The 25,226-nt window shown below is 46.0% G+C and carries 24 protein-coding genes; 18 read left to right on the plus strand and 6 right to left on the minus strand.

All coding sequences use genetic code 11. The annotated features are described in order from the left end of the window. Nucleotide 1 precedes the first annotated feature (1 nt). Complete coding sequence (locus ACSQ8O_RS05490; protein WP_056617739.1) at nt 2-550, plus strand: NADPH-dependent FMN reductase; 549 nt, start codon at nt 2-4, stop codon at nt 548-550. Nucleotides 551-627: 77 nt separating this feature from the next. Here ACSQ8O_RS05490 and ACSQ8O_RS05495 read toward each other — a convergent pair whose 3' ends face one another. Next, the gene (locus tag ACSQ8O_RS05495) at nt 628-888 is read right to left on the minus strand and encodes a hypothetical protein (protein WP_436240758.1); all 261 of its coding nucleotides are present in this window, start codon (nt 886-888) and stop codon (nt 628-630) included. A gap of 140 nt (nt 889-1,028) precedes the next feature. Here ACSQ8O_RS05495 and ACSQ8O_RS05500 point away from each other — a divergent pair, with 140 nt between their 5' ends. The 13 genes from ACSQ8O_RS05500 (at nt 1,029) to ACSQ8O_RS05560 (ending at nt 13,949) form a co-directional block, all read left to right on the plus strand. Beyond that, nucleotides 1,029-1,574: a hypothetical protein gene (locus tag ACSQ8O_RS05500; RefSeq protein ID WP_436240759.1), complete on the plus strand. Its 546-nt coding sequence runs from the start codon at nt 1,029-1,031 to the stop codon at nt 1,572-1,574. 110 nt (nt 1,575-1,684) lie between these two features. Continuing rightward, nucleotides 1,685-2,446, plus strand: a complete 762-nt coding sequence (locus ACSQ8O_RS05505; protein WP_436238771.1) for a sulfite exporter TauE/SafE family protein — start codon at nt 1,685-1,687, stop codon at nt 2,444-2,446. A gap of 195 nt (nt 2,447-2,641) precedes the next feature. Further along, the gene (locus ACSQ8O_RS05510; protein WP_171632188.1) at nt 2,642-2,785 is read left to right on the plus strand and encodes a hypothetical protein; all 144 of its coding nucleotides are present in this window, start codon (nt 2,642-2,644) and stop codon (nt 2,783-2,785) included. A 106-nt stretch (nt 2,786-2,891) separates the two neighbouring features. Then, entirely contained in the window at nt 2,892-4,838 is a 1,947-nt protein-coding gene (gene abc-f / locus ACSQ8O_RS05515) for a ribosomal protection-like ABC-F family protein (RefSeq protein ID WP_436240760.1), read from the plus strand. 344 nt (nt 4,839-5,182) lie between these two features. Next, nucleotides 5,183-5,881, plus strand: a complete 699-nt coding sequence (locus ACSQ8O_RS05520) for a pirin family protein (protein ID WP_056617751.1) — start codon at nt 5,183-5,185, stop codon at nt 5,879-5,881. Between the two features lie 33 nt (nt 5,882-5,914). Further along, a complete protein-coding gene (locus tag ACSQ8O_RS05525) occupies nt 5,915-6,244 on the plus strand; it encodes a hypothetical protein (protein WP_436238769.1) in 330 nt (109 codons plus the stop codon). An 11-nt stretch (nt 6,245-6,255) separates the two neighbouring features. Further along, entirely contained in the window at nt 6,256-7,344 is a 1,089-nt protein-coding gene (locus tag ACSQ8O_RS05530) for a nitric oxide synthase oxygenase (RefSeq protein WP_436240761.1), read from the plus strand. 69 nt (nt 7,345-7,413) lie between these two features. Next, nucleotides 7,414-7,689, plus strand: a complete 276-nt coding sequence (locus ACSQ8O_RS05535) for a hypothetical protein (RefSeq protein ID WP_436240762.1) — start codon at nt 7,414-7,416, stop codon at nt 7,687-7,689. 237 nt (nt 7,690-7,926) lie between these two features. After that, on the plus strand, nt 7,927-9,762 hold the full coding sequence (locus tag ACSQ8O_RS05540) for a sensor histidine kinase (RefSeq protein WP_436240763.1): 1,836 nt from the start codon (nt 7,927-7,929) through the stop codon (nt 9,760-9,762). Between the two features lie 53 nt (nt 9,763-9,815). Further along, entirely contained in the window at nt 9,816-10,625 is an 810-nt protein-coding gene (locus ACSQ8O_RS05545; RefSeq protein WP_436240764.1) for a response regulator, read from the plus strand. A gap of 93 nt (nt 10,626-10,718) precedes the next feature. After that, entirely contained in the window at nt 10,719-12,077 is a 1,359-nt protein-coding gene (locus tag ACSQ8O_RS05550) for an extracellular solute-binding protein (protein ID WP_056617762.1), read from the plus strand. An 87-nt stretch (nt 12,078-12,164) separates the two neighbouring features. Then, complete coding sequence (locus ACSQ8O_RS05555) at nt 12,165-13,046, plus strand: carbohydrate ABC transporter permease (protein WP_236289957.1); 882 nt, start codon at nt 12,165-12,167, stop codon at nt 13,044-13,046. A 21-nt stretch (nt 13,047-13,067) separates the two neighbouring features. Further along, nucleotides 13,068-13,949, plus strand: a complete 882-nt coding sequence (locus ACSQ8O_RS05560) for a carbohydrate ABC transporter permease (protein ID WP_056617769.1) — start codon at nt 13,068-13,070, stop codon at nt 13,947-13,949. Between the two features lie 93 nt (nt 13,950-14,042). Here ACSQ8O_RS05560 and ACSQ8O_RS05565 read toward each other — a convergent pair whose 3' ends face one another. Genes ACSQ8O_RS05565 through ACSQ8O_RS05585 form a run of 5 tightly spaced genes read right to left on the minus strand, consistent with a single transcriptional unit; the run spans nt 14,043 to nt 20,040 of the window. Beyond that, the gene (locus tag ACSQ8O_RS05565) at nt 14,043-15,167 is read right to left on the minus strand and encodes a Ger(x)C family spore germination protein (RefSeq protein WP_436240765.1); all 1,125 of its coding nucleotides are present in this window, start codon (nt 15,165-15,167) and stop codon (nt 14,043-14,045) included. Continuing rightward, nucleotides 15,164-16,264: a GerAB/ArcD/ProY family transporter gene (locus ACSQ8O_RS05570; protein WP_436240766.1), complete on the minus strand. Its 1,101-nt coding sequence runs from the start codon at nt 16,262-16,264 to the stop codon at nt 15,164-15,166. Before ACSQ8O_RS05570 ends, ACSQ8O_RS05565 begins: the two co-directional genes overlap by 4 nt. A gap of 22 nt (nt 16,265-16,286) precedes the next feature. Beyond that, nucleotides 16,287-17,408 carry a Ger(x)C family spore germination protein gene (locus ACSQ8O_RS05575; protein WP_436240767.1) on the minus strand — a complete coding sequence of 374 codons (1,122 nt, stop codon included), beginning with the start codon at nt 17,406-17,408 and terminating at the stop codon, nt 16,287-16,289. Then, the gene (locus ACSQ8O_RS05580) at nt 17,405-18,505 is read right to left on the minus strand and encodes a GerAB/ArcD/ProY family transporter (protein WP_436240768.1); all 1,101 of its coding nucleotides are present in this window, start codon (nt 18,503-18,505) and stop codon (nt 17,405-17,407) included. The genes ACSQ8O_RS05575 and ACSQ8O_RS05580 overlap by 4 nt, the downstream gene beginning before the upstream one ends. Beyond that, nucleotides 18,502-20,040 (minus strand): spore germination protein, encoded by a 1,539-nt coding sequence (locus tag ACSQ8O_RS05585; RefSeq protein ID WP_436240769.1) that lies wholly within the window; start codon nt 20,038-20,040, stop codon nt 18,502-18,504. Before ACSQ8O_RS05585 ends, ACSQ8O_RS05580 begins: the two co-directional genes overlap by 4 nt. Before the next feature lie 212 nt (nt 20,041-20,252). Between ACSQ8O_RS05585 and rarD the strand changes: the two genes are divergently transcribed. The 4 genes from rarD (at nt 20,253) to ACSQ8O_RS05605 (ending at nt 25,167) form a co-directional block, all read left to right on the plus strand. Then, nucleotides 20,253-21,137, plus strand: coding sequence for an EamA family transporter RarD (rarD, locus tag ACSQ8O_RS05590; RefSeq protein ID WP_436240770.1), 885 nt, complete (start codon nt 20,253-20,255; stop codon nt 21,135-21,137). A gap of 563 nt (nt 21,138-21,700) precedes the next feature. Next, nucleotides 21,701-22,567: a MurR/RpiR family transcriptional regulator gene (locus ACSQ8O_RS05595; RefSeq protein WP_436240771.1), complete on the plus strand. Its 867-nt coding sequence runs from the start codon at nt 21,701-21,703 to the stop codon at nt 22,565-22,567. A 178-nt stretch (nt 22,568-22,745) separates the two neighbouring features. Further along, nucleotides 22,746-23,660, plus strand: a complete 915-nt coding sequence (gene murQ, locus ACSQ8O_RS05600; RefSeq protein WP_436240772.1) for an N-acetylmuramic acid 6-phosphate etherase — start codon at nt 22,746-22,748, stop codon at nt 23,658-23,660. Nucleotides 23,661-23,730: 70 nt separating this feature from the next. Next, a complete protein-coding gene (locus ACSQ8O_RS05605; RefSeq protein WP_436240773.1) occupies nt 23,731-25,167 on the plus strand; it encodes an ABC transporter substrate-binding protein in 1,437 nt (478 codons plus the stop codon). Nucleotides 25,168-25,226: the final 59 nt, after the last annotated feature.

Here is a 25,226-nt window from a genome sequence, read left to right on the forward strand (position 1 = left end):
GATGTCGAACGAGCAACTGAAAATTGGTATTATTCTTGGCAGCACCCGTCAAGGTCGTGTTAGCCCGCAAGTAGGCGAATGGGTTAAGCAAATTGCTGACGGGCGTGGAGATGCTGAGTACGAAATAGTTGATATTGCCGAGTATAAACTTCCTTTCTTCGGCGAAGGTACAGGGCAAGAACCTGGACTTGCAGCTTGGAATACGAAGCTTGAAAGCCTGGACGGATTTGTATTCGTTGTTCAAGAATATAATCACAGCATTACAGGTGCTTTGAAAAATGCATTGGACTCCGCACGTGAGCCGTGGAATAATAAAGCCGCTGGTATTGTGAGCTACGGATCAACAGGTGGTGCTCGTGCAGCTGAACATCTGCGTGGTATTCTAGGCGAGCTTTTGGTAGCAGACGTTCGTGTGCATCCGACGTTTTCCTTGTTTACAGATTTCGAAAACTTCTCCGTATTCAAGCCAGCTGACCTACACAAAGACAACGTAAATGCGATGCTCGATCAAGTGAAAGCTTGGAGCGGCGCGTTGAAAACGTTGAGATAAATAGTGGCATAGAAATACCCCACAGGGATGAGCTGTGGGGTTATTTTTATTTGTGGAGGATGACACTTTATGAGAGATTAGGCATTAAGATCTTTTAGAACCATTTGAAGGATATACGGGGTATCAGGCTTGAGACTGTTATTCAGATGTTGTTGAATGTGAGGGATTGCTGGAGTGCCAAGCTTAACGAGCTGTTCGTAGGCTTCGTAGTCCGTTTTTAAGAAACTGCGCATGCTGCCCTCTCCAAATTCCCCTCTTTCAATTACAGTGATCCAATGTTCAACTTGTTCGTAAAGTGGTTTCTGTTGTACCGCTTGTATAGCAGATTGAAACGCCAAGTCCATCTCCTTCAAGTCAGGCATTGCTTTATATAACTGATCTTCATGAACGCATCTCCGAATCAACTCCCAATTCGTTACACGATTAAAAGTAGTATGTTATGCTAGAGGATAATTTTTCCTAATGGAGTGTGACGTTCATGATTAAAAGGCCGCGAGTACTTTCTGTTTCAGGCGTTTCTGGTGGAGGGAAGACAACAACAATCAAACACTTAATCCATAGATTAGATCATGCTCAGGCCCTCTATTTTGATGATTATGAGTTTGAGAATTGCCCAGATATATGTGATTGGGTGGAAGAAGGGGCAGATTATAATGCATGGGTGCTCTCCCCCCTTAGTACAGATATTCAGTTGTTACTAAAAGATCAATCACTCAACTATATTGTCCTCGATTATCCGTTTGCCTACTTGAATGATGCCATTCGTGACTTTATTGATTTGGCCTTTTATATTGACACCCCATTAGATATTGCCATGGCCAGACGTATCTTACGCAACGAGCAAAAACATGCGATGGATGAACTGCAAATCGATTTACAGAACTATTTGGCTAGGGGAAGAGCGGCCTATTTGGAAATGAAAAAGACGGTGAAAGTAAATTCGGATGTCATCATTCAAGGGGATTTGCCTACTGATCTCATCGTTGATCGGATGATAGAGGAATTACAGAAGTCTGCTGTTTAACCTTTGATTATTTTACCTTGGGTAAATTCTTGCTTGAATGGGAACATCGTGCGAGAATAGGTGTTGGACAAACCATACTTATTCATACACAAGAGGAGTTCATTTACATCATGTTGCATTTGAGTTGGGAAATGATGATTTTCGTTATCGTCGGCGGTTTCTTGGCAGCCTATGTGGATTCGGTTGTTGGGGGAGGCGGGCTTATTTCGGTGCCAGTCTTACTTGCAACAGGAATGCCACCAGCGCTGGCGTTAGGTACGAATAAGTTAGCGGGGACGATGTCGTCGCTGACAAGCACGATTTCGTTTATGCGGACAGGGAATGTTGATCTCAAAGCTGTGCGCGGGTTGTTCGTGCTATCCTTGGCTGGAGCGGTGTGCGGGGTATTCGTGCTGCGGCAAATTCCTTCCGATTTTCTAAAACCACTGGTTGTGGTGATGCTGATTCTAATTACGATTTATACGATATTCCGCAAAAATTGGGGAGACATCTCGACCTTTAGTCAGTACTCGGCGAGGACAGCTTTCTTAATGGGGTGCGCAGCGTTCGTCTTAGGTTTCTATGACGGTTTTTTTGGTCCAGGAACGGGGTCATTCCTTATTTTCGTATTTCTGATGGTCGGCTTCGATTTCGTCAAAGCAGCAGGCAACGCCAAAATACTCAATTTTGGCAGCAACATCGCAAGTTTAATCACGTTCATGGCGCTGGGCTCCATTAATTATTGGATCGGCATCCCGATGGGACTTGCGATGGTGTGCGGCGCATTACTTGGCTCTCGCATGGCGATCCGTAAGGGATCGGCTTATGTGCGCCCGCTTTTTATCACGGTATGTGTGCTGTTGGTGGGTAAGCAGATTTGGAGCTTGATGTAGGGGCAATCGATGCCATAATGCAATGATCAAATGCATACCGGAGAAACGGAACGCCGTTCCGTATCGTGCTAAGGCGCATAATGATGGATGTTCAAGTTGAGTCACCATACCCTAACAAATCAGTGCCCATTGCGAATTAACCGATGGTTATGATATGCTTTTAGCAGAGTGTAATTTGAAGGAGGTGAAGGTAGGATGAATCGAGAGTTCGTAAATAACCGTGTGAGCCAGTTACCCATTGCGATGGCTGGCATCGTTCATGCAGAAGTCAAAGACGCGAGAGGTCTGTCCACTTATGCGCATACGGTTTACCAACTCACGAAAAGACGCCTACCTTAACCCTCTACGGAAATCATCCGAAAGGTCGTAGGAATTTTCCTGCGGCCTTTTTGTGTTAGCTGCGTGCAGGTCAGGGTCGTCTTCAAACCAAGGAGGATCCTTTATCATGTTAATTATTAATGGTCAAAATATAAAAAAATACCACGGTGCCCAGCTGGTGCTCGAGGATGTTACGTTTGAAATCCATCAAAGGGAACGTGTCGGACTTGTCGGTCGTAATGGCAGTGGGAAATCAACGCTGCTGCGTCTTATTGCCAAAATGGAGAAGCCCGATGAAGGGCAGCTGACGGTGCGTAAAGATACGGGGATCGGATATTTGGCCCAAATCCCAAGCGCCTGGGAAAGCTTCACGGTGTACGATGTGCTGGCTGCTAGCTTCGAAGAGCTGCTTGCGTGCCGCGCGACGATGCGCCAGCTTGAGAGCGAAATGTCGAGTCCAACGGTCATGAGCGATGAGAAGCGGATGGACCAGCTGCTATCGCGATATGCTGTGCTGCAGGAGCGATTCGAACGCGAAGGCGGTTACGAGCTGGATGCACGCATTGATCAAGTGGCGAATGGACTACGGATCGAGAAGGGGGGTTATGAGCGAAGCTTTGCCTCGCTATCGGGTGGAGAGAAGACGAAGATTACATTGGCTTCCCAGTTAATCGGCAAACCAGATCTGTTGCTGCTGGATGAGCCGACGAATCATTTGGATTTGGCAGGTGTGGAGTGGTTAGAGGATTACCTCAAGCATTATGACGGCGCTTGTATCATCGTCTCCCACGATCGTTACTTTCTTGATCTCGTTGTCACGAAAATCGTGGAATTGGAAGATGGTGAGTCGACTACGTATCACAGCTCCTATTCGGGATACGTGAAGGAGAAGGAAGTACGTCTGCTTCAGCAATTCGCGGAGTACCAAGAGCAGCAGAAGGTAATCCGTAAGATGAAAGAGACGATCAAGCAGCTGATCGAATGGGGGCGGATTGGCGGGAATGAGAAGTTTTTCCGCAGGGCGTTCTCCATGCAGAAAGCGCTGGATCGGATGGAAAAGCTCAAGCGTCCTGTGCTCGATCCGAAGGCGGCTGATTTCGATTTGAAGCCGGAGGATCGCTCCGGCCGCAAGGTGCTGCGCTTCGAGAATGTCACGAAGCGATATGGCGAGAAGATGCTGCTAGGGCAGGCGAGCGGCTCCCTCGAATACGGCGAGAAGGTGATGCTGGTCGGGCATAACGGCTCAGGGAAAACGACGCTGCTGAAGATGCTGCTCGGTGAAGTGCAGCCGGATGGCGGGGACCTCGAGCTCGGGGCTCGCGTCGACATCGGTTATCTGGCGCAGCAAGCGTATCCGGCGGATGACAAGAAATCCGTGCTGGCGTATTTCTGCGAGGAAGCGAAGCTGGAAGAAGGGGAAGCGCGAGGGCGGCTGGCTGCGTATTTATTTTATGGCGCGGATGTGTTCAAAGCGGTAAGTTCCTTGTCTGGCGGCGAATGGACGCGATTACGCTTAGCCCTGCTTGTACTTCGCAAGCCGAACCTGCTGATTCTGGATGAGCCAACGAATCATATGGACATCGCTTCGCGCGAAGCGCTCGAAGATGCGCTGGAGGAATTCCCCGGCACGGTGCTGGCGGTGACGCATGATCGATATTTTATGAACCGGCTGTCGCGTAAAATATGGGAGTTGGATCAGGGGAAGATCACCGTGTATTTAGGTGATTTTGATGCTTATAAAGAAAAGAGCGGCGAGCTTTGCGCGCGGGAAGCACTTTTAACCGAGGAACGAAGCAGGCTCACCACCGTGGATAAAGGGAAAGTGAAAGAGAAAGTGAAACAGCCTGAGGCTTCCGCTGTTAAGCGGGGGAAACCAGCGGCGGCGTCTGGAAAAGCCGCTCTGGAGAAAAGGATCGCGAGCGTAGAAGCGGAGTTGGCAGCGTTGGATGAGCGGCTGCAGCAGGAAAGCGAGACCCTGACACCGGCGGAGCTCACGGAGCTTTGGGAGAAGCGGGAACTCGTGCAGGGGAAGCTGGAAGCACTGTTTGAGCAGTGGATGTTGGAGGAAGACTAGTCGCAGACCGCAACATTAGCTGATCATCGTTGCTAACGGACATGAGAGACCTTAAATCGTGCAAATGAGGGATTTTGAAAAACTAATGGACATAGAAGCTGCTATTCAACGGAACTTGGCCTCAAATGAGGGTAGGATGCTGGGATAACGGTTATAGTGTCCGTTAGTTCTTAGAAAGAGCTCATTTGTTTGAAATAACGCCCAGTGTGTCCGTTAGGACACCTGACGTATACAACCCACATGGCCGTCGTCACAAAACTGGCTTCGTTCCGCCATTGTTCTGACATGGAGTCCATACCCTGAGTGTGATAAGCTAGAGGTACTTATAAAAGGAGGCGATTGCTGTGATCCAAGTTTTCCCGGCCGACACGCGTAATTCAACTGATTTGGGGTGGCTCAAGAGCCATAAAAGCTTCTCTTTTGGCGACTATTTTGATGAAGAGAATGTTAGCTTTGGTGTCATGCGTGTGTGTAATGACGATGATATCGCAGCAGGACGGGGCTTTGGCCCGCATCCCCATAGTGACATGGAGATCGTCAGCATCGTGCTCAGCGGAGCAATTAAGCATGAAGACAGCCTTGGGCATGTAGCCATAACGGCATCTAACGGTGTACAGCGAATGTCCGCAGGCAGCGGCGTTATTCATGCCGAGTATAATGCATCGGAAACGGAGCCGATGAGTCTGTTTCAGTTATGGTTTATGCCAGCGAAGCGAGGAATAGAGCCCTCTTTTGAAAATGTGACGTATGAGCCAGAGGCGATGGTTAATCATCTGTTACCGGTCGTGACACCCGAAGGCGGCCCTCACATCGCGAAGATCCATCAAGATATGAGTATCTATTTGAGCAAACTGGATGCGGGGAAAGAGTTAGTGTTCGAGCAGGGCGAGGGTCGTCGTATTTTCCTCATGCTTGTGAGTGGGAAATGCTCGGCCAATGATGCGGTACTCGAAACAAAGGACAGTGCGCGTATCCAAGCGGAGTCAACGTTAACAATTCGTGCACTCGAAGATACACATTTCATGCTTATTGATCTGCCATAAGGCGATATTGGAGAGATAGAGGAGGTTGCAGCGATGAAGGAAACGTTTCTAGTGAAGCATGCGGTTGGCGGTCGTGCTTTTATCGATACAAGCAAGCAGTCTGTGCCCTACACATGGGAGCAGCAAGGTGAACAGTGGTTGTTCCGTGTTCAGATTGATCAACCGGAGCGGATTGCGGAGCTCTTGAAATGGAAAGAGGAGCTCAATGTATTTGTTTTCCAAGAGTTTGAGAATGAGCCTACTCGGAAATTATGGTTCTATGTTGGTGATGATGCGGTTCAGTTTGAGGAGGACAAAGGCGAGCTAACGATCGTCGCAACCTCCCACATTAGCTATATCCCCGACCAATTTAGTGTGAAATGATTGGAGTTAACATGAAAGTTCAGGACCAGCAGCTAGAGAAAGCGATCCCTTTTATACAAGAATGCTATACCGAATTGGGCAAAAGTGAGGCGCAAATGAACACGCGTATTGCCGAGATTACGCAAGCGATTCAGTATACCGGGACGTATGAGCATACGGTTGAAGAGTTGACGCATGGCGCGAAAATGGCTTGGCGCAACAGCAACCGCTGCATTGGGCGTTTGTTCTGGGAGTCGCTTCGTGTACATGACGCTCGTCATATAGAGACGGAAGAAGCCGCGGCGGAGGCGCTGTTCAGGCATATCGAGGAAGCGACGAATGGCGGCAAAATCCGCCCCGTCATCACGATATTTCCCCCATCACGTGAAGGGAAGCCTGTTGTTCAGATTAAGAATGAGCAGCTGATTCGCTATGCGGGCTATGAGACCGAACATGGCGTCGTTGGCGACCCTGTTTCAGTGGCCTTCACGAAGCAATGCCAGGCTCTTGGCTGGCAGAGTGAGGGGACGCATTTTGATGTGTTGCCGCTCATGCTTCAAGTGGGAGAACGAGCGCCGAGGTTGTTTGAGATACCGAAGGCGTTGATTTTGGAGGTGGTGATTAGCCATCCAGAAATGCCAACCTTCGCGGATCTGAACCTGCAATGGTATGCGGTGCCGATGGTGGCTAACATGTACCTCGAAATAGGCGGTGTGATCTATCCCGCGGCACCTTTTAACGGGTGGTACATGGGAACCGAGATCGGCGCACGGAACTTCGCCGATGAGGCTAGGTACGATATGCTGCCGCGGGTAGCGTCGATCATGGGACTCGACACACGGCACGAATCAACGCTATGGCGGGACAAAGCGCTCGTCGAGCTGAATGTAGCGGTGCTGCATTCGTTTGCACAGCAGGGGGTCGCTATCGTCGATCACCACACCGCAGCGAAGCAGTTCAAACGCTTCGAGGACAACGAAGAGAAAAGCGGGCGCGACGTCACGGGTGATTGGACGTGGCTGATTCCACCGATGTCTCCAGCAACGACGCATATTTTTCATCAGCATTACTCGAATGAAGTGAAGCTGCCTAATTTCTTTTACCACAGTAAGAAGCGCTAGTTACGGTAGTACTTGGAGTCGATAAGTCTACTCACCTATTCACATTTGATGTGAAGGTGGGTGGGCTTTTTGTGGTTAAAGCCCCTGCTGCGCTCCCGTAAGTCGAAAAAATCGACTTACAGCGTGCGAAAGCCGCCGCTGCGCTCCCGTAAGTCGAAAAAATCGACTTACAGCGTGCGAAAGCCGCTGCTGCGCTCCCGCAAGTCGAAAAAATCGACTTACAGCGTGCGAAAGCCGCTGCTGCGCTCCCGTAAGTCGAAAAAATCGACTTACAGCGTGCGAAAGCCGCCGCTGCGCTCCCGTAAGTCGAAAAAATCGACTTACAGCGTGCGAAAGCCGCCGTAGAGCTCCAGTAAGTCGAAAAAATCGACTTACAGCGTGCGAAAGCCGCTGCTGCGCTCCCGCAAGTCGAAAAAATCGACTTACAGCGTGCGAAAGCCGCCGCACCCCCAGCGGCAACCTCTATTGCATCTCCAAAATGTTCCACGCCATTCACCAATAGTTTAATAGCCAAACTAACTCGTATGTAGTATGATTTTGCATATTGAAAGCACTTACTATACGTGAAAAGGGGAACTCCGCTTGTGGCAAAAGCTGGCTAACTGGAATACATTGCGCAATCAGATGCTAGCGGGATTCATTGCCGTGATGATCATCGTTCTGGTGTGTGCAGGCGCGATTACGTACAATTCGGTGTCCACCCTTCTCAATACGAAGGCGGAGACACAGATGAAGCAAATCGCCAGTCAAGCGAACGGCAGACTGGAAGCGATCATTACACAAATCGATACATTGACCTTACAGGCTGTAAATGATGTTTACTTGCAGCAATTGTTTTTATCATCGGTTCAAGGGAAGGCGCCAAACTTCAGCGAGCGACAGTCGCTTTTGAAAATCGCCAATCACATTCAAGCCTACAGTGGTGTGAGCAATGTGGAGTTATATACGACGGACTTTGCACGTATGTTTCCGCTGGATGAGCAGAAGTTAACGGATCTGGTCGAGCCGAACTGGATTGAGCAGGCGGATAAAGAGAAGGGCAGGCTGGTGTGGATCGGGAACGATCCGAAGAATCCAGATACGGTTCTAGCCATCCGTCGGATCAATTTAATTGACCGATGGTTCTCGAATGGCGGGTATTTGATGGTGCGGATAAATCGCAGCTATTTCGATTTCCAAAGCCAGCTCCCCGATACCGGGCAGCGCGAATTGATGCTGTTAGCCGATAGCTCGGCAAGGCCCATTGTCTCTGAAGGCGGAGCGCTTGCTAACATCAGCGGGCTGATGCATACCGATTCGCAACAAGTTACGTTAGAGCAGAAACGGTATATTTTGGTGAAGCAGCTCTCCGAGCAGACGGGCTGGACGTTGATGATTTTGTATCCAGTGAGTGATGTGACGGATGGGATTTCCGTGCTGCGTTGGGCGATTATCGTATCTGGAGCTATCGGGTTGGTGCTGTTTATTATCCTGTCATTTCTTCTATCATCGATGATTACGAGGCCAATTCTCAGGTTGATGCGAGCCATGAGGAATACAAGGCAAGGGGTACTGACGCCGAATCTGACGCAGTCTTACACCACGGAGCTGAATGACTTGAACATGACCTATAATCAAATGGTAGATAACATGAATCGACTTATTAAACTCGTGTACGAGAAAGAAATGATCCAAAGCCGAACAGAGCTGCAAGCCCTACAAGCTCAGATTGATCCGCATTTTTTATATAACACATTAGAAGCACTGTACTGGTCCCTGCAGGAAAAAGAGGAAGAAGAGCTAGCTGATCTTGTTGTAGCTATGTCTGATTTATTTCGCTATGTTATCGGCAATCCGAATAAGGATGTGTGGGTCAACCTATCAGAGGAATTGGAGCACATCAAGCGTTATTTAAGCATTATGAGTGTGAGATTCGGCTCGCGCCTCGTTTGGGAAATTGACAGCGATGAGAGGTACAGTCACGTGCATATTCCGAAGCTGCTGATTCAGCCTTTGGTGGAGAACGCTATCTTGCATGGCTTGGAAGGCAAAATTGGAGTGGGACTGATCACGATTCGCGTGGAACCGTCGCCACTTGAGACGTCGGAGCTGCGCGTCACGGTACGAGACGACGGTCCAGGGATGGATGAACAGACACTGCAAGCAGTGCTGGAGTCGATGGAACGCGGAAGTGCAGCCACGGGCACGGATTCGAGTTCTTCCTCATCGAGCTCCCCATCGAGCTCAAATCTGGGCTCATCTACTGGCGCTGCTCCTAATGCCAATGCTCCATCGGCCAAAGGGAAAGGCATGGCCATCTCCAATGTGCAGCGGCGTCTTCAGCTCTACTACCCGTCACTCCCGGAAACGTATCGTGGCTTAACGATCACGAGTAGTCCTGGGCAGGGTACCAGCGTGAGCTTCGATATTCCAATTTAAGCGAATGATTTCGATGTTAGTTTTTCTGGCGAAAAACTTTAAGGAGGAACACGATGAATCAATCGGGGAAAACCATACTCATCGTTGACGATGAGCCATTAACGAGAGAAGGCATACGCAAAACCTTAGAAGCCTGGTCTATCGGGCGTTATGCGATACTCAGCTGCAGCAATGGGACTGAAGCTCTCGAACTTTTACAATCGCGTCCCGTGCATCTCTTGATTACAGATATCCGTATGCCTGAAATGAACGGACTGCAAGTCGTTGAAGGTACTCGTGGTTTCGCCCACAAGCCAGTAGTCATCATAATCTCGGGACATCCGGATTTTCAATATGCACAAACAGCGATCGAATTAGGTGTTGTTAATTATCTGCTCAAGCCGATTCAGAAAAGCAAGCTGATCGACGCCGTCCAGCAGGCGCTGCGCATTGAAGAAGAACGTGGGCGTGTTGAAACGATGGAGAAAATGGTGGATTCTCGCCTGATGCAGGCGAAAACTTCAGCCAAGAATTACAGTCCACCAGTTCAGCAAGCGGTCGATTATGTGGAGGCACATTTACAAGATCCGCTCGGCATGAGCGAGGTAGCAAGCCAGATTCATCTGAATCCGAGCTATTTCAGCGCTCTCTTCAAAGAGCAAACCGGCTTCACCTTCAGTGAATATGTTACGAGAAACCGGATCCAGAAGGCGAAAGAGCTGCTTCTGCAAACCAGATTAACGATTGCCGATATCTCGGAGCAAGTCGGCTATCAGACGTCGAAATATTTCATTAAGCTATTCAAAGAGTACGAAGGGACGAGCCCGAATCAGTATCGGAAACAGATTATGGATGCCGATGATCGAATAGATACCTCGAAATAGTGGAATATTACCCGATAGCTGTTACTCCCTGTGGCCGCAATGAAAGCGCTACAATAAAACACGTAGCACACAAATGATTAGGGGGAAACAAACATGGTAAGAAAAACGCTTACATGGTCGCTAACTACAATGCTCGGCCTATCAATGGCACTGACGGGCTGCTCTAGTTCCACAGATAATGCGAGTCCAACGACAGCTCCTAAAGAATCAGCGAAAGCAACCGAAGCAGCAACTGCACAACCCGCGAAAAAAGTAACGATTAAAATGATGCACCTATGGCCAACAGGAAACTCCGCTACGCAAAACAAAATTGTAAACGATATCATCAAGGAGTATCAAGCAGCGAATCCGAATGTGACGATTGAGCAGGAAGTGCTCGAGAATGAACAATACAAGAACAAAATGAAAGTGCTTTCTACTTCAAATGCCCTTCCTGATGTGGGCTTCACGTGGGCAGCAGGCTACATGGACCCTTATGTAAAAGGCGACATGTTCGCTCCGCTAGATGACTTGCTGCAAGGGGATTTGAAAGATAAGTTCGTGAAAGGCACAACAGATGCTTACGCATTCGGCGGCAAAACCTACGGTCTTCCGGTTGAATTGAACATCGTGCCGGTGTATTACAATAAGGCGTTATTTGCTAAGTATAACCTTGCACCACCTAAGACATATGATGAGTTCAAAAACATTGTCAAAACGCTTAGCTCGAATGGTGTAGCCCCAATCGCACTCGGTAACAAAGACCGTTGGACAGGTTCACTTTGGTACATGTACCTTGCTGACCGTATCGGCGGCCCCGAAACATTGAAAAAAGCGATTGACCGCACAGGCTCCTTCAACGATCCTGGCTTGGTTCGCGCAGCTTCGGAAGTTTCCCAGCTTGTCGACATGAATGCGTTCAACAAAGGCTTTAACGGACTTGGTAACGACGAAGGTAAAGCGGAGTTCATGAACAGCAAAGCTGCTATGTATATGATGGGAACATGGGAATTACCGAACTACACAACGAACAAAGATGTGCCGCAAGCGTTTAAGGATCAAATCGGATTCTTCAAATTCCCAACGGTAGATGGCGGTAAGGGCAACATGGATAGCTGGGTTGGTGGACCAGGCGTAGGCTTGTTCGTAGCAAACAACTCCAAAGTAAAAGAAGAGTCCAAGAAATTCGTCAGCTTCTTCGTATCGAAGTGGGGAGAGCACGCGATTTCTGAAGCAGGCGTTATCCCAGCAACGAAAGTAGACACATCCAAAGTGAAACTGCCGCAAATGTACATTGACCTATTGAACGAATTGAATAAAGCGAGCAACATTACGCTATTCGCAGATGTTCAAATGAAGCCTGCTTCCGCAGAAGTTCACTTGAATATGATTCAAGCTTTGTTTGGTAAAGCGGTGACACCGGAAGCTTTTGCGAAGAATCATGAGGATGCCTTGGCGAAAGAAGCGAAGTAGTCTAACGAATACGAACGATTTGGGAAAGGACATATCCCTCCAAGTGGTATGTCCTTTGTCATAATCGCTGAAAGGGAAGTGCCTGCTATGGATAAAGTCATGTCTAACAAATCCATGATTGCGATCTACGTGATTCCCGCGTTATTTCTACTGCTAGCCTTGATCTATATGCCGATCATAATGACGGGCTACTACGGGCTAATGAAATGGGATGGCGTAGGCAAAATGAGTTTCATCGGTTTGCATAATTATGCCGAACTGCTTAAGGATAAATTATTCTGGGGAAGCGCGAAGCACTCGTTTTTGCTGGCAATTTTCTCAACAATCTCTCTGCTTGGCTACTTGTTAGTCGCATTAGTACTCTCCGCAAACATTCGAGGGGCTAACTTTTTTCGCAAAATCTATTTAATTCCTATGCTGCTTTCTTCTGTTGCTATCGCTCAACTATGGTTGAAAATATTCCACCCAACGAACGGGGTATTGAATGCTATCCTGACGTCTCTGGGGGTCACGCATACACCGGAATGGTTGTCCAATCCATCCATTGTTCTATACGCCATCTTTATGCCAATCTTGTGGCAGTACGCCGGATTCTATATTTTAATTTACTATGCTGCTTTAAAAAATGTACCGACCTCACTGATCGAAGCCGCACGTATCGATGGTGCAAGCCCATGGCGCATCGCCTTATCTATTCGTGTACCGTTAATCGCAGAAGTGATGAAAGTAACGGTCGTTCTGGCTGTCGTTGGATCACTGAAATATTTTGACCTGATCTATGTGATGACAGGCGGCGGACCTAACGGATCCAGTGAAGTAATGGCCTCCTACATGTACCGGAAAGCGTTCAAAGGCTATGATTTTGGCTATGCCAGCGCAATCGGCTTCTTCTTACTCTTGATATGCCTCGTGGCTACGTGGTTAATCCGTAAAGCGACGGCGTCCAAAGATGATATCCAATACTCGTAACGAAAGGAGATTCCGATTCCGATGCAACTCGAAACCACTCGTCGTCAGGCACAGGCGCTAACCGTACGAAGCAAGCTACCTGGACAAATCGGATATGGCGTACTCTATATCGTGTTATCGATTGTCGCCGTGATTCAGATTTTCCCGCTCTTGTGGCTCATGCTATTCTCCTTGAAAAATAATGAGGAAATCTTCAATCTAGCCCCGATGGCATTCCCAGAGAGACTGCGTTGGGAGAATTACGAGAAGGTCTGGACGCAAGGCCATATCAATAGTTACTTTTTTAACAGCGTCTGGATGACGTTAGTGTCGGTTGGGGTCACGGTTTTATTAGCAAGCTTGGTGACATTCGCTTTGACCCGGATGAAATGGAAGCTGCAATCCTTTGTGCTGGGTCTGTTTATGGTTGGGATGATGATTCCCGTGCACTCGACGCTCATTCCCTTATTCAGTATGTTTATGAAAATGAACCTAACCAATCATCCGTTGTCGATCATTTTGTCCTACATTGCTTTTAACTTGCCGATTACGATCATGATTATGCTCGGCTTTTATTACACGCTGCCGCGTGAAGTAGAAGAGGCTGCCGTTATGGACGGCTGCTCCGTGAATCGTATCTTCTTCAGCATCACGCTGCCGATGACAGCATCTGTACTATCTACAGCTGTGATCATCAACATGATTTACAACTGGAATGAGTTTATTTTCGTGAATACGTTCATTTCCTCGGAAAAGTATAAGACCTTAACCGTTGGCGTTCAGAATTTCGTCGGCCAATATACGACCGATTGGGGCGCGATTGGCGCGACGCTGATGATCAGTATTTTGCCTATTATGATCGCGTTCATCTTGTTGAGTAATCGGATCGTAGAAGGTATAGCTGCTGGTTCGGTAAAAGGATAATCGTGTGGAGGATCCCCGTGAAACGGGGATTTTTTTTGTTAGAGCCGAGCTGCATGCACCACTTCGAAACCATTTCTTCCACTCTAGGACCAGTCACTTCATGGTTCCAATACCTCCTAATATAACCTTAACGGAAATATGAATGTCTGCCTCTGACAGTGCTTCTCCCCAATGATCCTCCACTTTCTTGTATTGACTATATTCATGAGCCCGTGCGTAGAGACCTAGCCCGATCGGATCGATGTGATACTTCTGAAAGTTCTTAATGAGGTTCTCGAATTGCTTTTGCACATGTTCAGAAATCATTCTTTCTAGCTCTTTTCCATTCTTTCGCACATCAAAAGGGAATAAACGTTCAGTAAGACCAGCTGTCATTTTAATGTTGATATCGAACCGAAACTTGTTCTGATTGTACGAGGTTTTTATTTTCGGTTTCATTCCTTGAACCGAGATACTTAAATGGTCTGTATGAAATGGACCGCTTTTCTTTTGACCAGGTATCGGAAGTGTTAAGCTAACAGGCTTTTTGGCGTTTTTATTCAATATTTGAAGTAAAACGGTTTCTTCTGCGCTCAGAGAATCTGCATATTTCCCTTTATGATCTAGCAATGCTACGCCAGCCAGCCTGATCTGTTTGTCGTTGTCCAACTGGATTTCGGAGAAATAGGGTGTCACCCCCTTCTCATACATTTGCCAATGCAGCTTCTGCAGCGTTGTTTTTGCCGTTTCCGATCTAGTACTTTTCGTGTCGACCATCCCCCGCAACAATAAAGGTAACATCGGCTGATCTTTGGGATGTAGGTAGATAATGTCGGCGATAGATCCATCGAAAGCAATGACTCTTGATGTTAATGGATTTTTCATATCACGAAAGAAAGGGTCGAGTATCTGGAACCAGTCTTCATGTTCAAGGATGCGTTTCCCGATAAGCATGACCTGAACCTTTTTGCCTGTAACAACACCTGGTGCAAATTGATCTTGCAGCTCTCTCGCTTGACGAACAGTTTGTGACTTCGTTTCGATTTCAAGTGTTGTCTTCTTTAAATCTCTATCGTACGAAGGGCTATTCGAATATACAAGCAAGTTGTTTTCATTGTCGAGATCCAGACCGAGAGCGAGGTTGTTTGTGGATTCTTCCAAATCCAACCGGTCACTACACCCCGGAATGATTAGCACGATTATCATGATGAAAATAGTGAATAGAAGCCGTTTGTTCATATGTGCTTCCTCCACCCCAAACGATCATGTAGCCATATGTATAAGAGTAAACAAGAAGGAACCGTGTACTCAATAACAAAGCCACTCCGGCCAAGCAAAGTGTTCATCCGTTCACTCTGAAAAAAAGTAGGCATGAAGAAGTACGTACCCACAGCGAGGATTAGCCAAAGCAGACGCAAATGATTGCGGTGGTCCTGCTTTCCGATTAGCCAAGTTGTGCAAAAAACACTCATGTACATCGTCGGTATCCATGATAATGAAAAGATAAGTAAATAGAACGAAATAAATAACACTTCGATCCGCGCTATAAACTTAAACTCAATCGTTTTCAATACATTGATCGTCGGTTCGTTGTAATCCATAATTTCGTCTGAACTGAAATACACGAAACAAATAATGGTAATGAACAAATACATGAGCATCGTCAGTAAGTACGAGATAACAATTCCGGCTGAGGCCTTCTGCTTGTTTTTGAGAAATGGATAGAGAATAAATGTGGTTGAAAAACCTATATGATAATAGAAAGTGCTAGGTAACGCTGAGAATACAGGCTTCCATCCTTCCTGTAGCACAGGAAGCAGACGGAGCCAATGAGCATCCTTAAGCGGAATCAAATAAACGAAGGGAATCCATAAGGAAAGGAGGATAATTACTTCCACATATCTGCCTAAGATGCGAGGGCCGTTCCGCACAATGACATAAGTGGGAATGAGCAGCAAAAGCATAATGATATACGCCGGAGTTTGCGGCAAAAGATATTGTTTTGTAATCAATATTGTATAGATCAGACCGGTGTATCCATAGTAAAAAAGATATAGAGCAAATAGGACGGCTCCCGCTTTGCCTGCCCATTTACCCAAATACGCCGTCAATAGATCTAACAAGGTGCCATCTGGGTACTTCTTCATCACTTGTATGACGATCAAACTCGCTGCAGTAGAGATCAACCAAACGATGATGAGAGCGATCCAGCCTGACGTACCTGCCTGTTCGGCTAATATTCGCGGCAGCGACAAAAAACCGATGCTCACTACCATACCAAAGTTGAGAAAGATATACTGCATGAAGGTGATTTCATTCAATGCATATTTTTTCACTTGCTGTCCTCCCTTAGAGCTTTTATTTCACTGTTCCCATAGAGCCTAGGATTGTTTTCACGGAAACATGAATGTCGGCTTTGGCCAGCGTTTCACCCCAATGATCTTCCTCATTCTTGAAATGGCTGTATTCGTGCGCCCGTGCGTGGAACCCAAGCCCAATCGGATCGATTTTATCCGCTTGTATTTTCTTTATGAGGCTTTCCAACTGCTTTTGAATTTGATCGGTTATCTTATTTTCCAACTCTTTTCCATGACTTCGTACGTTGTAAGGGAACATAAGCTCCGATAATCCAACGCGCATGGTAATGTGCATATCGAACTGAAAGTTGTCCCTGAGGTAGGAGGTTTTGATTTTCACCTTTATTTTATCAGCGATTAAACTTAATTTGTCTGTATGAAACGGTCCGATCTTCATTTCGCCGGGAATGGGGATTGTTAAGTTGACGGTCTTTTTCGTACTGTTTTGCAATATTCGCAGTAGAATACTTTCCTGTATGTTCAGGGAATCAGCAAAATTCCCTTTATGATCTAGCATTGCTATGCCTGTCATCGCAATCTGTTTATCTTTCACTCGAACTTCAGAGATAATGGGAGTGACGCTCTTCTCACGTATTTGCTCGTGAAGCTCTTGTAAAGTCGTATTTACCGTTTCCGATCTGGCGTCCTTCGTATCGATCATTTCCCTCAGCAATAAGGGCAACATCGGCTGATCTTTCGAATTTAGGTATATGATTTCAGAGAGAGGTCCATCGAAAGCAATGATCCTTGGAGTTAACGCATTCTTCGGATCACGAAACCAGACATCCGTTAGTTGGAACCAATTTTCTTGTTGCAGGATTCGCTTAGATAACAGGATGACTTGAATACTTCTGCCTTGGAAAACACCCTGTGTATAACTGTCCTGTTTTTCTCTTGACTGACGATTCGTCTCTGGTTTCACCCTAAGTTCACGCGTTTTTTTCTCCACATCTTTACTGAAAACAGGAGATGTACTATATACAATGAACTCATCTTCCTTATCGAGATCAAAACCTACTAATAGGGCAAATGAGGCATCTTCCATATCTAACCGGTCACTGCAGCTTGAAATGATGACGACAACCATCGCAATGAGTATAACCTGAAGGGCCCGTTTGTTCATGAGTTCTTCCTCCACTGAAAACGATCATGCATCCATAAATAGATGAGTAGGCAACCGGGAAAAACGTATTCGATTCCAAAACCAACCCGAATAAGGAAATCATTCATGCGATCGCTCTGATTAAATGTTGGGATGAAGAAAAACGTACTCACAGCAGTGAATAACCACAATAGCCGCAAATGATTGCGATGATCCTGCTTTCCGAGCAACCAGCTTGTGCAAAAAACGCCCATGTAGATAGCGGGTATCCATGCTAAGGAAAAAATAAGCAAAAAAAATGCGATAAACAGCACTCCTATCCGTTCTACAAACTTAAACTCGATAGATTCTAAGATACTAACCATGGGTTCATTGTACTTCTGAATTTCATCCGGGCTGTAATAGGCAAAACAGATAACCGTAATGAACAAATACCCAAACATGGTCAGTGTATCGGAGATCATAATAGCGCTAGAAGCCTTTTTTTTGTTCTTCAAAAACGGGTACAAAATAAACGTAGTAGCAAATCCAATATAAGAGAAGAACGTTGTTGGTACCGCTGAAAATACGGGCATCCATCCTTCCTTTAATATAGGAAACATATTGAGCCAGTTGACGTCCCTGAGCAGAAGTAAATATACAAATGGTATCCACCAGGAGATCATAAAAACAATTTCCGCATATCTGCCCAAAACGCGAAGTCCATTACGTGCAATCACATAAGTGGGAATGAGTAATAACAGCATGACGATAGATGCCGAAGTTTGCGGCAAAAGCCATGCCTTCGTAAGCAATACCGCCTGAACGAGCCCCGTGTAAGCGTAATAAAAGAGATAAAGAGCAAAAAAGATGGCAGCCGCCTTACCTGTCCATTTGCCCACATATCGTGTTAGTAGATCAAACAATGTTCCATCGGGGAACCTTTTCATCACCTGAATAACAATTAAGCTTGCTGCTACCGTAACAGCCCAGCCAATGATGAGTGCGATCCAGCCATCCGTACCTGCCTTTTCGGCTAATTTCCGTGGCATCGATAAAAAGAAAACACTCATTTGAATGCCGCTATTTAGAAAAATATATTGTATAGAGGTGATCTCGTTGAATGCATATTTCTTCATTTCCCATCACCTTTTGGACGATTTGATCCTTGTTTCTGCGATTGAATCGCTCTTGTGCCTAAAGGTCGCTTGACCATTTTCCACAGCGGTAAACGGACGAATGTATCTTTCCAATCGGCAAATCGTACCGGTGCGAAAGGGGTACCGTACGGTGTTCCAAGCGATTCGAGCGCAATCAGATGCCCGATCATGGTCATCGATGCAATAATGACGCCAACAAAGCCGAACATGGAGGCAGCTATCATCATGACGAAGCGGATAAGCCGGACGGCTGCGACCATATCATAATTAGGCAGGATGAACGATGCAATGGCCGTAAAGGCAACGACAATTACCATGATATTGCTGATAAGTCCTGCTTGAACGATGGCTTGTCCAATAACAATGCCCCCGACGATACCAACGGTTTGCCCAACCGGAGCAGGGAGACGCACCCCAGCCTCCCGCATCATTTCTAGCGTTACCTCCATGATGATCGCTTCCACAAATGGAGGGAAGGGTACTCGACCTCTGAACTCGCCAATCGTGAGAAGTAATTTAACAGGAATGATCTCGAAGTTATAGGAAATGACGGCAATGTAGAACGCCGGCAAAAAGATTGCGACGAAAAATGCGAACATCCGCAGCAGTCGTATAAAAGTAGAGATCGACCAGCGTGTGCTGTAGTCGTCGATGTTTTGAAAAAACGACATAAATGCTACCGGTGCGATCAATACGCTTGGTGAACAGTCTACGACAACAGCGAATCTTCCTTGCAATATTTGTGAAGCCGCAGCATCCGGTCTTTCCGTTGTAATAAATTGAGGAAATGGGGAATACGGATTGTCCTCGATAAACTCGGCTAACTCGCCTGTGTTAAGGATGACATCGACATCAACTTGCTGAATCCGGTCTTCCAGTTCTTTCAGCACCTCAGGATTAGCGACATCAGCTAAATATAAGATAGAAACTAAGGTGTTTCCTCTTCGCCCAACCACCAGTTCTTTAATTTTCAATTCACGGTTTTGAATATAGCGACGGATTAAGGCGATATTCTGACTGCCTGTTTCAACAAAGCCTTGATGGGCTCCTTTTAAAGAAACCTCGATCTGTGAGTCTTCAATCGCCCGCTGCGGCCAGCCTTGCGTCCCTAAGGCGGAGGCATTATTTCGCCCATTAACAAAGAGGACACTATTGCCTTGCAATATAGCATTCTCAACATGCGGCCAAGTAAACAAGCTTTGAATTTGGCCTACATTTACCGTAATATCGTCAACCGCAATACCGTTTCCCGTTTCAGATTGCAGTGGGCGGAGCACATTATTATTAATTGAGTTTTTATCTACCAGTCCATTTAAGTAGACTAGCGCTGCTTGGTCCCCAGACTTCTTAATGATAAAATGCCGCACAACTAGGTCGGGGGTTTGACTGAACTGACTATGTAAATAGGTTATGTTTTGCACCAAGGACGTACTAATGGTATTGCTAGGCGGCTGATTAACTTGTTCTTGAGCAGAACGATACTTCTTCTTTCCGAACCAGTTTGAAAATAGCATCGATCTTCACCACGCTCATCCCTTATTCTTTTCTTTTATTATCCAGAATTATGGTTATTTTATTCATGGCCGCTCCCATTTAGAGAATTCTCATAAGGGGGGAATCTATTTTTTTACAAAAGCCCAACACTGCATTACAATAGAGTAGTTATTAACCTGCGGACAAATTTTATGAGAATTGTGTTACATGGAAGTGAAATGAGGTTTTTTAGATGAAAAAAGGTCTTGGCTATGCCATTATTGCTTACATTGCTTGGGGCTTGCTGCCTGTGTATTGGAAGCTTTTTGGGACGTTGATGGCTGGCGAAATATTATCGCACCGGGTGATTTGGTCCTTCGTCTTTATGGCGATTCTGATTGTTGTTGGCAAAGGTAAATGGCAGCAATTTCGCAGCCTTATCACGAATCGCACCACCTTATTATTAGTGGGGGCGAGTAGTTTGTTGATCAGCACCAATTGGTTGATCTTTATTTGGGCCGTTAATAATGGGCATGTGATCGAGACGAGTCTCGGCTATTACATCACGCCACTTTTCAACATTATGCTGGCCGTGCTGTTCCTGCGTGAGAAGCCTACTGGCAAACAATGGCTGGCTGTGGCTTTGGCAGGAATTGGTGTCTTAATTGCCACCATTGACTACGGCAGATTTCCGTGGGTATCCCTCACATTAGCAGGTACCTTTGGCTTATATAGCCTTGTGAAAAAAAGAGTCACCTACGATGCCGCAACAGGACTCGCGGGAGAAACAGCGTTCGTTTTCCCGATCGCTCTTGCCTACGTCATCTACTTATTTGCTACGCATCAGGATGCTGCGTGGTCACTACCGCCGCTCACGTTGATCATGTTGTTCCTAGCAGGTGCTGCTACCGCGCTTCCCTTGCTATGGTTCGCCAAAGCCGCGTCACAGCTGCCGCTATCTATGCTGGGCTTCATTCAGTATATCGGTCCGTCAATTACGCTTCTGCTTAGCGTATTCGTGTTTAAAGAGAAATTTTCACCTATGCTATTGATTAGCTTTGCTTTTATCTGGAGTGCACTTATCGTTTATGCCTTTGCATCAATCCGCGTAGCGCGATCGGCAGCAGTTACGGAATAAGGTAGTAGAAGTAGAAGTAGAAGTAGAAGTAGAAGTAGAAGTAGTGTGCTCAGTTGAGTAGCTGGCTTTCAGATAGATGTATAATATACAGCTAATTTTGCCGTGTAATCGTAGATTTAGCGTATAGATGGAAAAAGTACAGCTAATATGAGCAGGATTGGCGGTTTGGTCGATTTTAGTGAAAATTAACTGTAGTAAATCCATCTATTGCTTCTGAATGGGGAGAGTCGGCAAAATTAGCTACATAAAATCCATTTAATTTGTTTGGACAGCGGAGAACAGGTCAGGCCGTAGAAGTAGCCAAATTTCTAGCTACCCATAGCACAAAGAACCCCGCTCGAGAGCGATTCTCGAACGGGGTTTTTCTTCTCACGTGTCGCGGTATTCATAGATTTAGGAATCGGCATAATATTTCATTTTAGTGAAATGAAATTGAAATAAAATTTCCTTAATGGCATTGAATTTTACAGATAATTTACAGAAGGATCTTGTGTTTTCGCCTAATTATCCGTATGATGGAGGTGATTTCAGCACGGATAATCTATAGTGAGTAGGGAAACTATATGTCAATAAATGATAATATTTTGATCAAAATTCGCGATATGAAAGACAGCCTAACTCCCGTGGAGAAATTAGTGGCTGAGTATATATTAGACAATGTGGACGAGATTCCACATCTCTCGATTAAGAGTCTCGCTCAATCAACGAAAACAAGTGATGCTTCTGTACTGCGCTTCTGCAAAACGATGGGATATAAGGGTTATCGCAACTTTATCGTGAGCATTTCAGCTTCGCTGGGATCGATGGATGAGGAGCAGAAAGACCAATACACGGATATTCAACCGGGTGATGATCTCTCTACGATTATCTCTAACATTTCGCACAATAATAGTAAATCGATTGAAGACACGCTCAGCGTCATTGATCGAAACGAAATTGCCCGCGCGGTCAAAGTGTTAGTGGCTTGCAATCGCATTGTTTTCTTCGGGATCGGTGCATCTGGTCTAGTTGGGATGGATGCTGAGCAGAAATTCTCACGCATCAACAAGATGTGCCACACCTACACGGATGGCCATAGTCAACTAACTGCAGCAACGTTGCTTGGGAAAGGTGATGTCGCGATCTTCATTTCCAATTCGGGCAGCACGATTGAAATTCTAGATACGCTTGAAATCGCCAAGAAGAATGGCGCCACGATTATTGCCATTACTAAGTATAATAAAAGCTCCCTAGCGGATAATGCGAATATCGTACTCAGCATTTCGACACCGGAAATCACGATTCGAAGCGGAGCTATGGGTTCGCGCATTGCGATGTTGACCGTGATTGACATTCTTTTTGCAGGGGTAGCAAGCAGCGAATATAAGAATGTGAAGAAGTATTTGGCCAAAACACACGATATTATTGCTAGCAGCAAGCATAGGAAATAAGCGAATCGAACACACTAACGATGTCCTTCCAGGCGTCGTTTTTTTGTCGAAATTTAAGAAATAAAAAATCAATATTTTATTTTACTATAAAATAAAATTTCAAAAAGTATTGACCAAGTTAAAATTTTTCGTTAGTATTAGACCAGTAAAGAGTACAGCAGGCAGGAGGACAGCAGCTATGGATGAGTATCTATCGGGTTTAACTACGGAAGAGATTAATGAGAAGACACAGACAATTGACGAATGTTCAACAGAGCAAATGCTTCGGATGATGAATGAACAGGATGCATTGGTTCCAGCAGCAGTCGGAGCCGAGATACCGCAGATCATGAAAGCGGTTGATATCTTGCATCAAGTTCTCAAAAACGGTGGCAGGATGCTCTACGTAGGAGCTGGTTCTTCTGGCAGACTCGGTGTGCTTGATGCATCTGAATGTCCTCCAACCTTTGGTATTGATCCATTGTTGGTGCAAGGTCATATCGCCGGTGGCGATGGAGCACTACGAACAGCAGTGGAAGGTTTTGAAGACAACGCTGAGGAGGGGGTCGCCCTCATTGAACGATGCGGAGTAACAGCTAAGGATGCGGTAATTGGAATCACGGCCAGCGGAAGTGCACAATTCGTTATCGCTTGCTTGAAGAAAGCGAAAGAAATTGGTGCCGCCACGATTGGTGTCGTGAATAACAAGAATTCCAAATTGGTAGCTGTGACAGATGTATGCATCGCGCCAGTGGTTGGGCCGGAAGTAATTATGGGATCTACTCGTCTGAAGGCGGGTACAGCACAGAAGCTGGTGCTTAACATGCTGACAACTGGAACAATGGTTAAGCTTGGAAAGACATATAACAATCTCATGGTTGACATGAAGGCTAGTAATATCAAGTTGTACGATCGTTCTATTCGCATCATTCGGATTGCGACTGGGGTGGATGAATCCACAGCGATTGCTCATCTTGAGAAAGCGTCCATGAACTGTAAACTTGCCATTATGATGATTAAAACCGGCATGGAAGTGAAGGAAGCGAACGATGCGTTAGAACAGTGTGAGGGTAGTTTGAAGAGAGCCATACGTACCTTTGTCAAAGTGGTTTGATCATTTTAAAACAAAAAAGGAGAGACTTGAGCTACAATCAAGGATCCCTAACCTAGGAGGTTTGTTTTTCATGAAAAGAAAAATGCCCATATTAGCTTCTGTCGTAGCTTTAACAATGGCTCTAACAGCTTGTGGCAGTAATTCTGGTACGAAAGAAACGACTACACCAGCAGGTTCAACAGCTCCAGCAGCTACGGCCAGCACTGCGAAAGACACGATCACAGCCTTGCTTCCTCCGGTTTCACCGAACTATCAGAAGAATTTCGAACAAATTTCCAAAGATTTCACGGCGCTTTACCCGAATCTTACATTGAAAATCGAACCAGCTAGCTGGGAAGATGTGAAACAAAAGCTAGATACACAAGTGAACGCAGGAAGCCCTCCGGATATCGCTTTTGGTGGATCTGATGGCATTCCGAAGTACATCGAGCAAGGTTTGTTGATGGATATTACGAGTACAGCAACGCCTGAAATGATTAGTGATTACGATAAAGCTCCACTAGAATATATGAAGAACGGCAAAGGCTTGTACGGCTTCCCAGCTTATATGGAAGTTCATGCACTTGGCGGTAACAAAGAGTTCTTAGAGAAGGCCGGCATTGATTGGAAAAAAGTACAGACAAACGGTTGGACGTACGATGAATTCCGTCAAGCCATCAAAAAAGGCGTAGTTACTGAGAATGGTAAGACGAGATATGGCTTCGTATTCGCGGTAAAAGGCGTAGCCGCTGTTGATTACCTAGGGATTATGGCTAAAAATGCAGGCATGCCGCATGCGTTTAATAAAGACTTGAAATATGCGTATACTAGCAAAAACTACTTAGGCTTGCTGAAAGATCTTCGTGCATTGATTGACGATGGTTCCATGCCGAAAGAGCTTAGCTCGGTAGATGCAGGTAAACGTTGGAACATGTTCTTAACGGGGCAAACGATGATCACAGGTAAAGGTCTTGCTACATTCGAGAACTCTGCAAAAACGAATAACGCTAAGATTAAAGCTGCTGACGGTTCCGCGGTAAAAGACAGTATCCCAGTTGACTATATCGTATTGCCAGCGCCAACGTTCCAAGGTGCGAAGCCTTCTGCTGCAACAGTTGTAGATGGCTACATGACGTTCCGTGGTAAAAAAGAACCGACTGCAGAACACAAAGCAAATGTCGTAAAAGCGGCTTACTTCCTAGCTAGCGGTAAGGTTGCAGCAACGACGAACAACGATTTGTTCGCCGCACATATTACGCAAAGTGCTAAAAAAGAAGCAGCTAACATGAAAATTGACAGAAACCCTGACAACGTTGCAGCTGTAGACAATATGCTTAAAAATGCAACACCAGCTCGCTCTGACATTCCATCTGAATTGTCTGCTAAAGCGATTAAGCTAGAAACAGAAGTGATCGTTCCTAAATTCCAAGGTCTAATCGCAGGTGAGGTTACACCTGAAGCGATGTTTGAAGCTGTTAAAGCTGCTGCCATTGCTGCGTTCGGTGCTGACGGAATCGTTAAAGACTAAGAATAGGTTATAAACCTCGGATAGTCGGGCATACATTGCACGACTATCCGAATCATTTT

Origin of the sequence: Paenibacillus sp. LjRoot56, assembly GCF_964253335.1 — a bacterium.
In the GTDB taxonomy this organism is placed as follows: Bacteria; Bacillota; Bacilli; order Paenibacillales; family NBRC-103111; genus Paenibacillus_E; species Paenibacillus_E allorhizoplanae.

Excerpts from the sequence above, each read along its gene's own strand:
- ACSQ8O_RS05525 (WP_436238769.1), top strand. The coding sequence starts at position 5,915 with ATGAAGGAAACGTTTCTAGTGAAGCATGCGGTTGGCGGTCGTGCTTTT.
- ACSQ8O_RS05560 (WP_056617769.1), top strand. The coding sequence starts at position 13,068 with ATGCAACTCGAAACCACTCGTCGTCAGGCACAGGCGCTAACCGTACGA.
- murQ (WP_436240772.1), top strand. The coding sequence starts at position 22,746 with ATGGATGAGTATCTATCGGGTTTAACTACGGAAGAGATTAATGAGAAG.
- ACSQ8O_RS05565 (WP_436240765.1), bottom strand. The coding sequence starts at position 15,167 with ATGAACAAACGGCTTCTATTCACTATTTTCATCATGATAATCGTGCTA.
- ACSQ8O_RS05595 (WP_436240771.1), top strand. The coding sequence starts at position 21,701 with ATGTCAATAAATGATAATATTTTGATCAAAATTCGCGATATGAAAGAC.
- ACSQ8O_RS05505 (WP_436238771.1), top strand. The coding sequence starts at position 1,685 with ATGTTGCATTTGAGTTGGGAAATGATGATTTTCGTTATCGTCGGCGGT.
- rarD (WP_436240770.1), top strand. The coding sequence starts at position 20,253 with ATGAAAAAAGGTCTTGGCTATGCCATTATTGCTTACATTGCTTGGGGC.
- ACSQ8O_RS05575 (WP_436240767.1), bottom strand. The coding sequence starts at position 17,408 with ATGAACAAACGGGCCCTTCAGGTTATACTCATTGCGATGGTTGTCGTC.
- ACSQ8O_RS05605 (WP_436240773.1), top strand. The coding sequence starts at position 23,731 with ATGAAAAGAAAAATGCCCATATTAGCTTCTGTCGTAGCTTTAACAATG.
- ACSQ8O_RS05550 (WP_056617762.1), top strand. The coding sequence starts at position 10,719 with ATGGTAAGAAAAACGCTTACATGGTCGCTAACTACAATGCTCGGCCTA.
- ACSQ8O_RS05585 (WP_436240769.1), bottom strand. The coding sequence starts at position 20,040 with ATGCTATTTTCAAACTGGTTCGGAAAGAAGAAGTATCGTTCTGCTCAA.
- ACSQ8O_RS05530 (WP_436240761.1), top strand. The coding sequence starts at position 6,256 with ATGAAAGTTCAGGACCAGCAGCTAGAGAAAGCGATCCCTTTTATACAA.
- abc-f (WP_436240760.1), top strand. The coding sequence starts at position 2,892 with ATGTTAATTATTAATGGTCAAAATATAAAAAAATACCACGGTGCCCAG.
- ACSQ8O_RS05580 (WP_436240768.1), bottom strand. The coding sequence starts at position 18,505 with ATGAAGAAATATGCATTCAACGAGATCACCTCTATACAATATATTTTT.
- ACSQ8O_RS05545 (WP_436240764.1), top strand. The coding sequence starts at position 9,816 with ATGAATCAATCGGGGAAAACCATACTCATCGTTGACGATGAGCCATTA.
- ACSQ8O_RS05555 (WP_236289957.1), top strand. The coding sequence starts at position 12,165 with ATGGATAAAGTCATGTCTAACAAATCCATGATTGCGATCTACGTGATT.
- ACSQ8O_RS05490 (WP_056617739.1), top strand. The coding sequence starts at position 2 with ATGTCGAACGAGCAACTGAAAATTGGTATTATTCTTGGCAGCACCCGT.
- ACSQ8O_RS05510 (WP_171632188.1), top strand. The coding sequence starts at position 2,642 with ATGAATCGAGAGTTCGTAAATAACCGTGTGAGCCAGTTACCCATTGCG.
- ACSQ8O_RS05500 (WP_436240759.1), top strand. The coding sequence starts at position 1,029 with ATGATTAAAAGGCCGCGAGTACTTTCTGTTTCAGGCGTTTCTGGTGGA.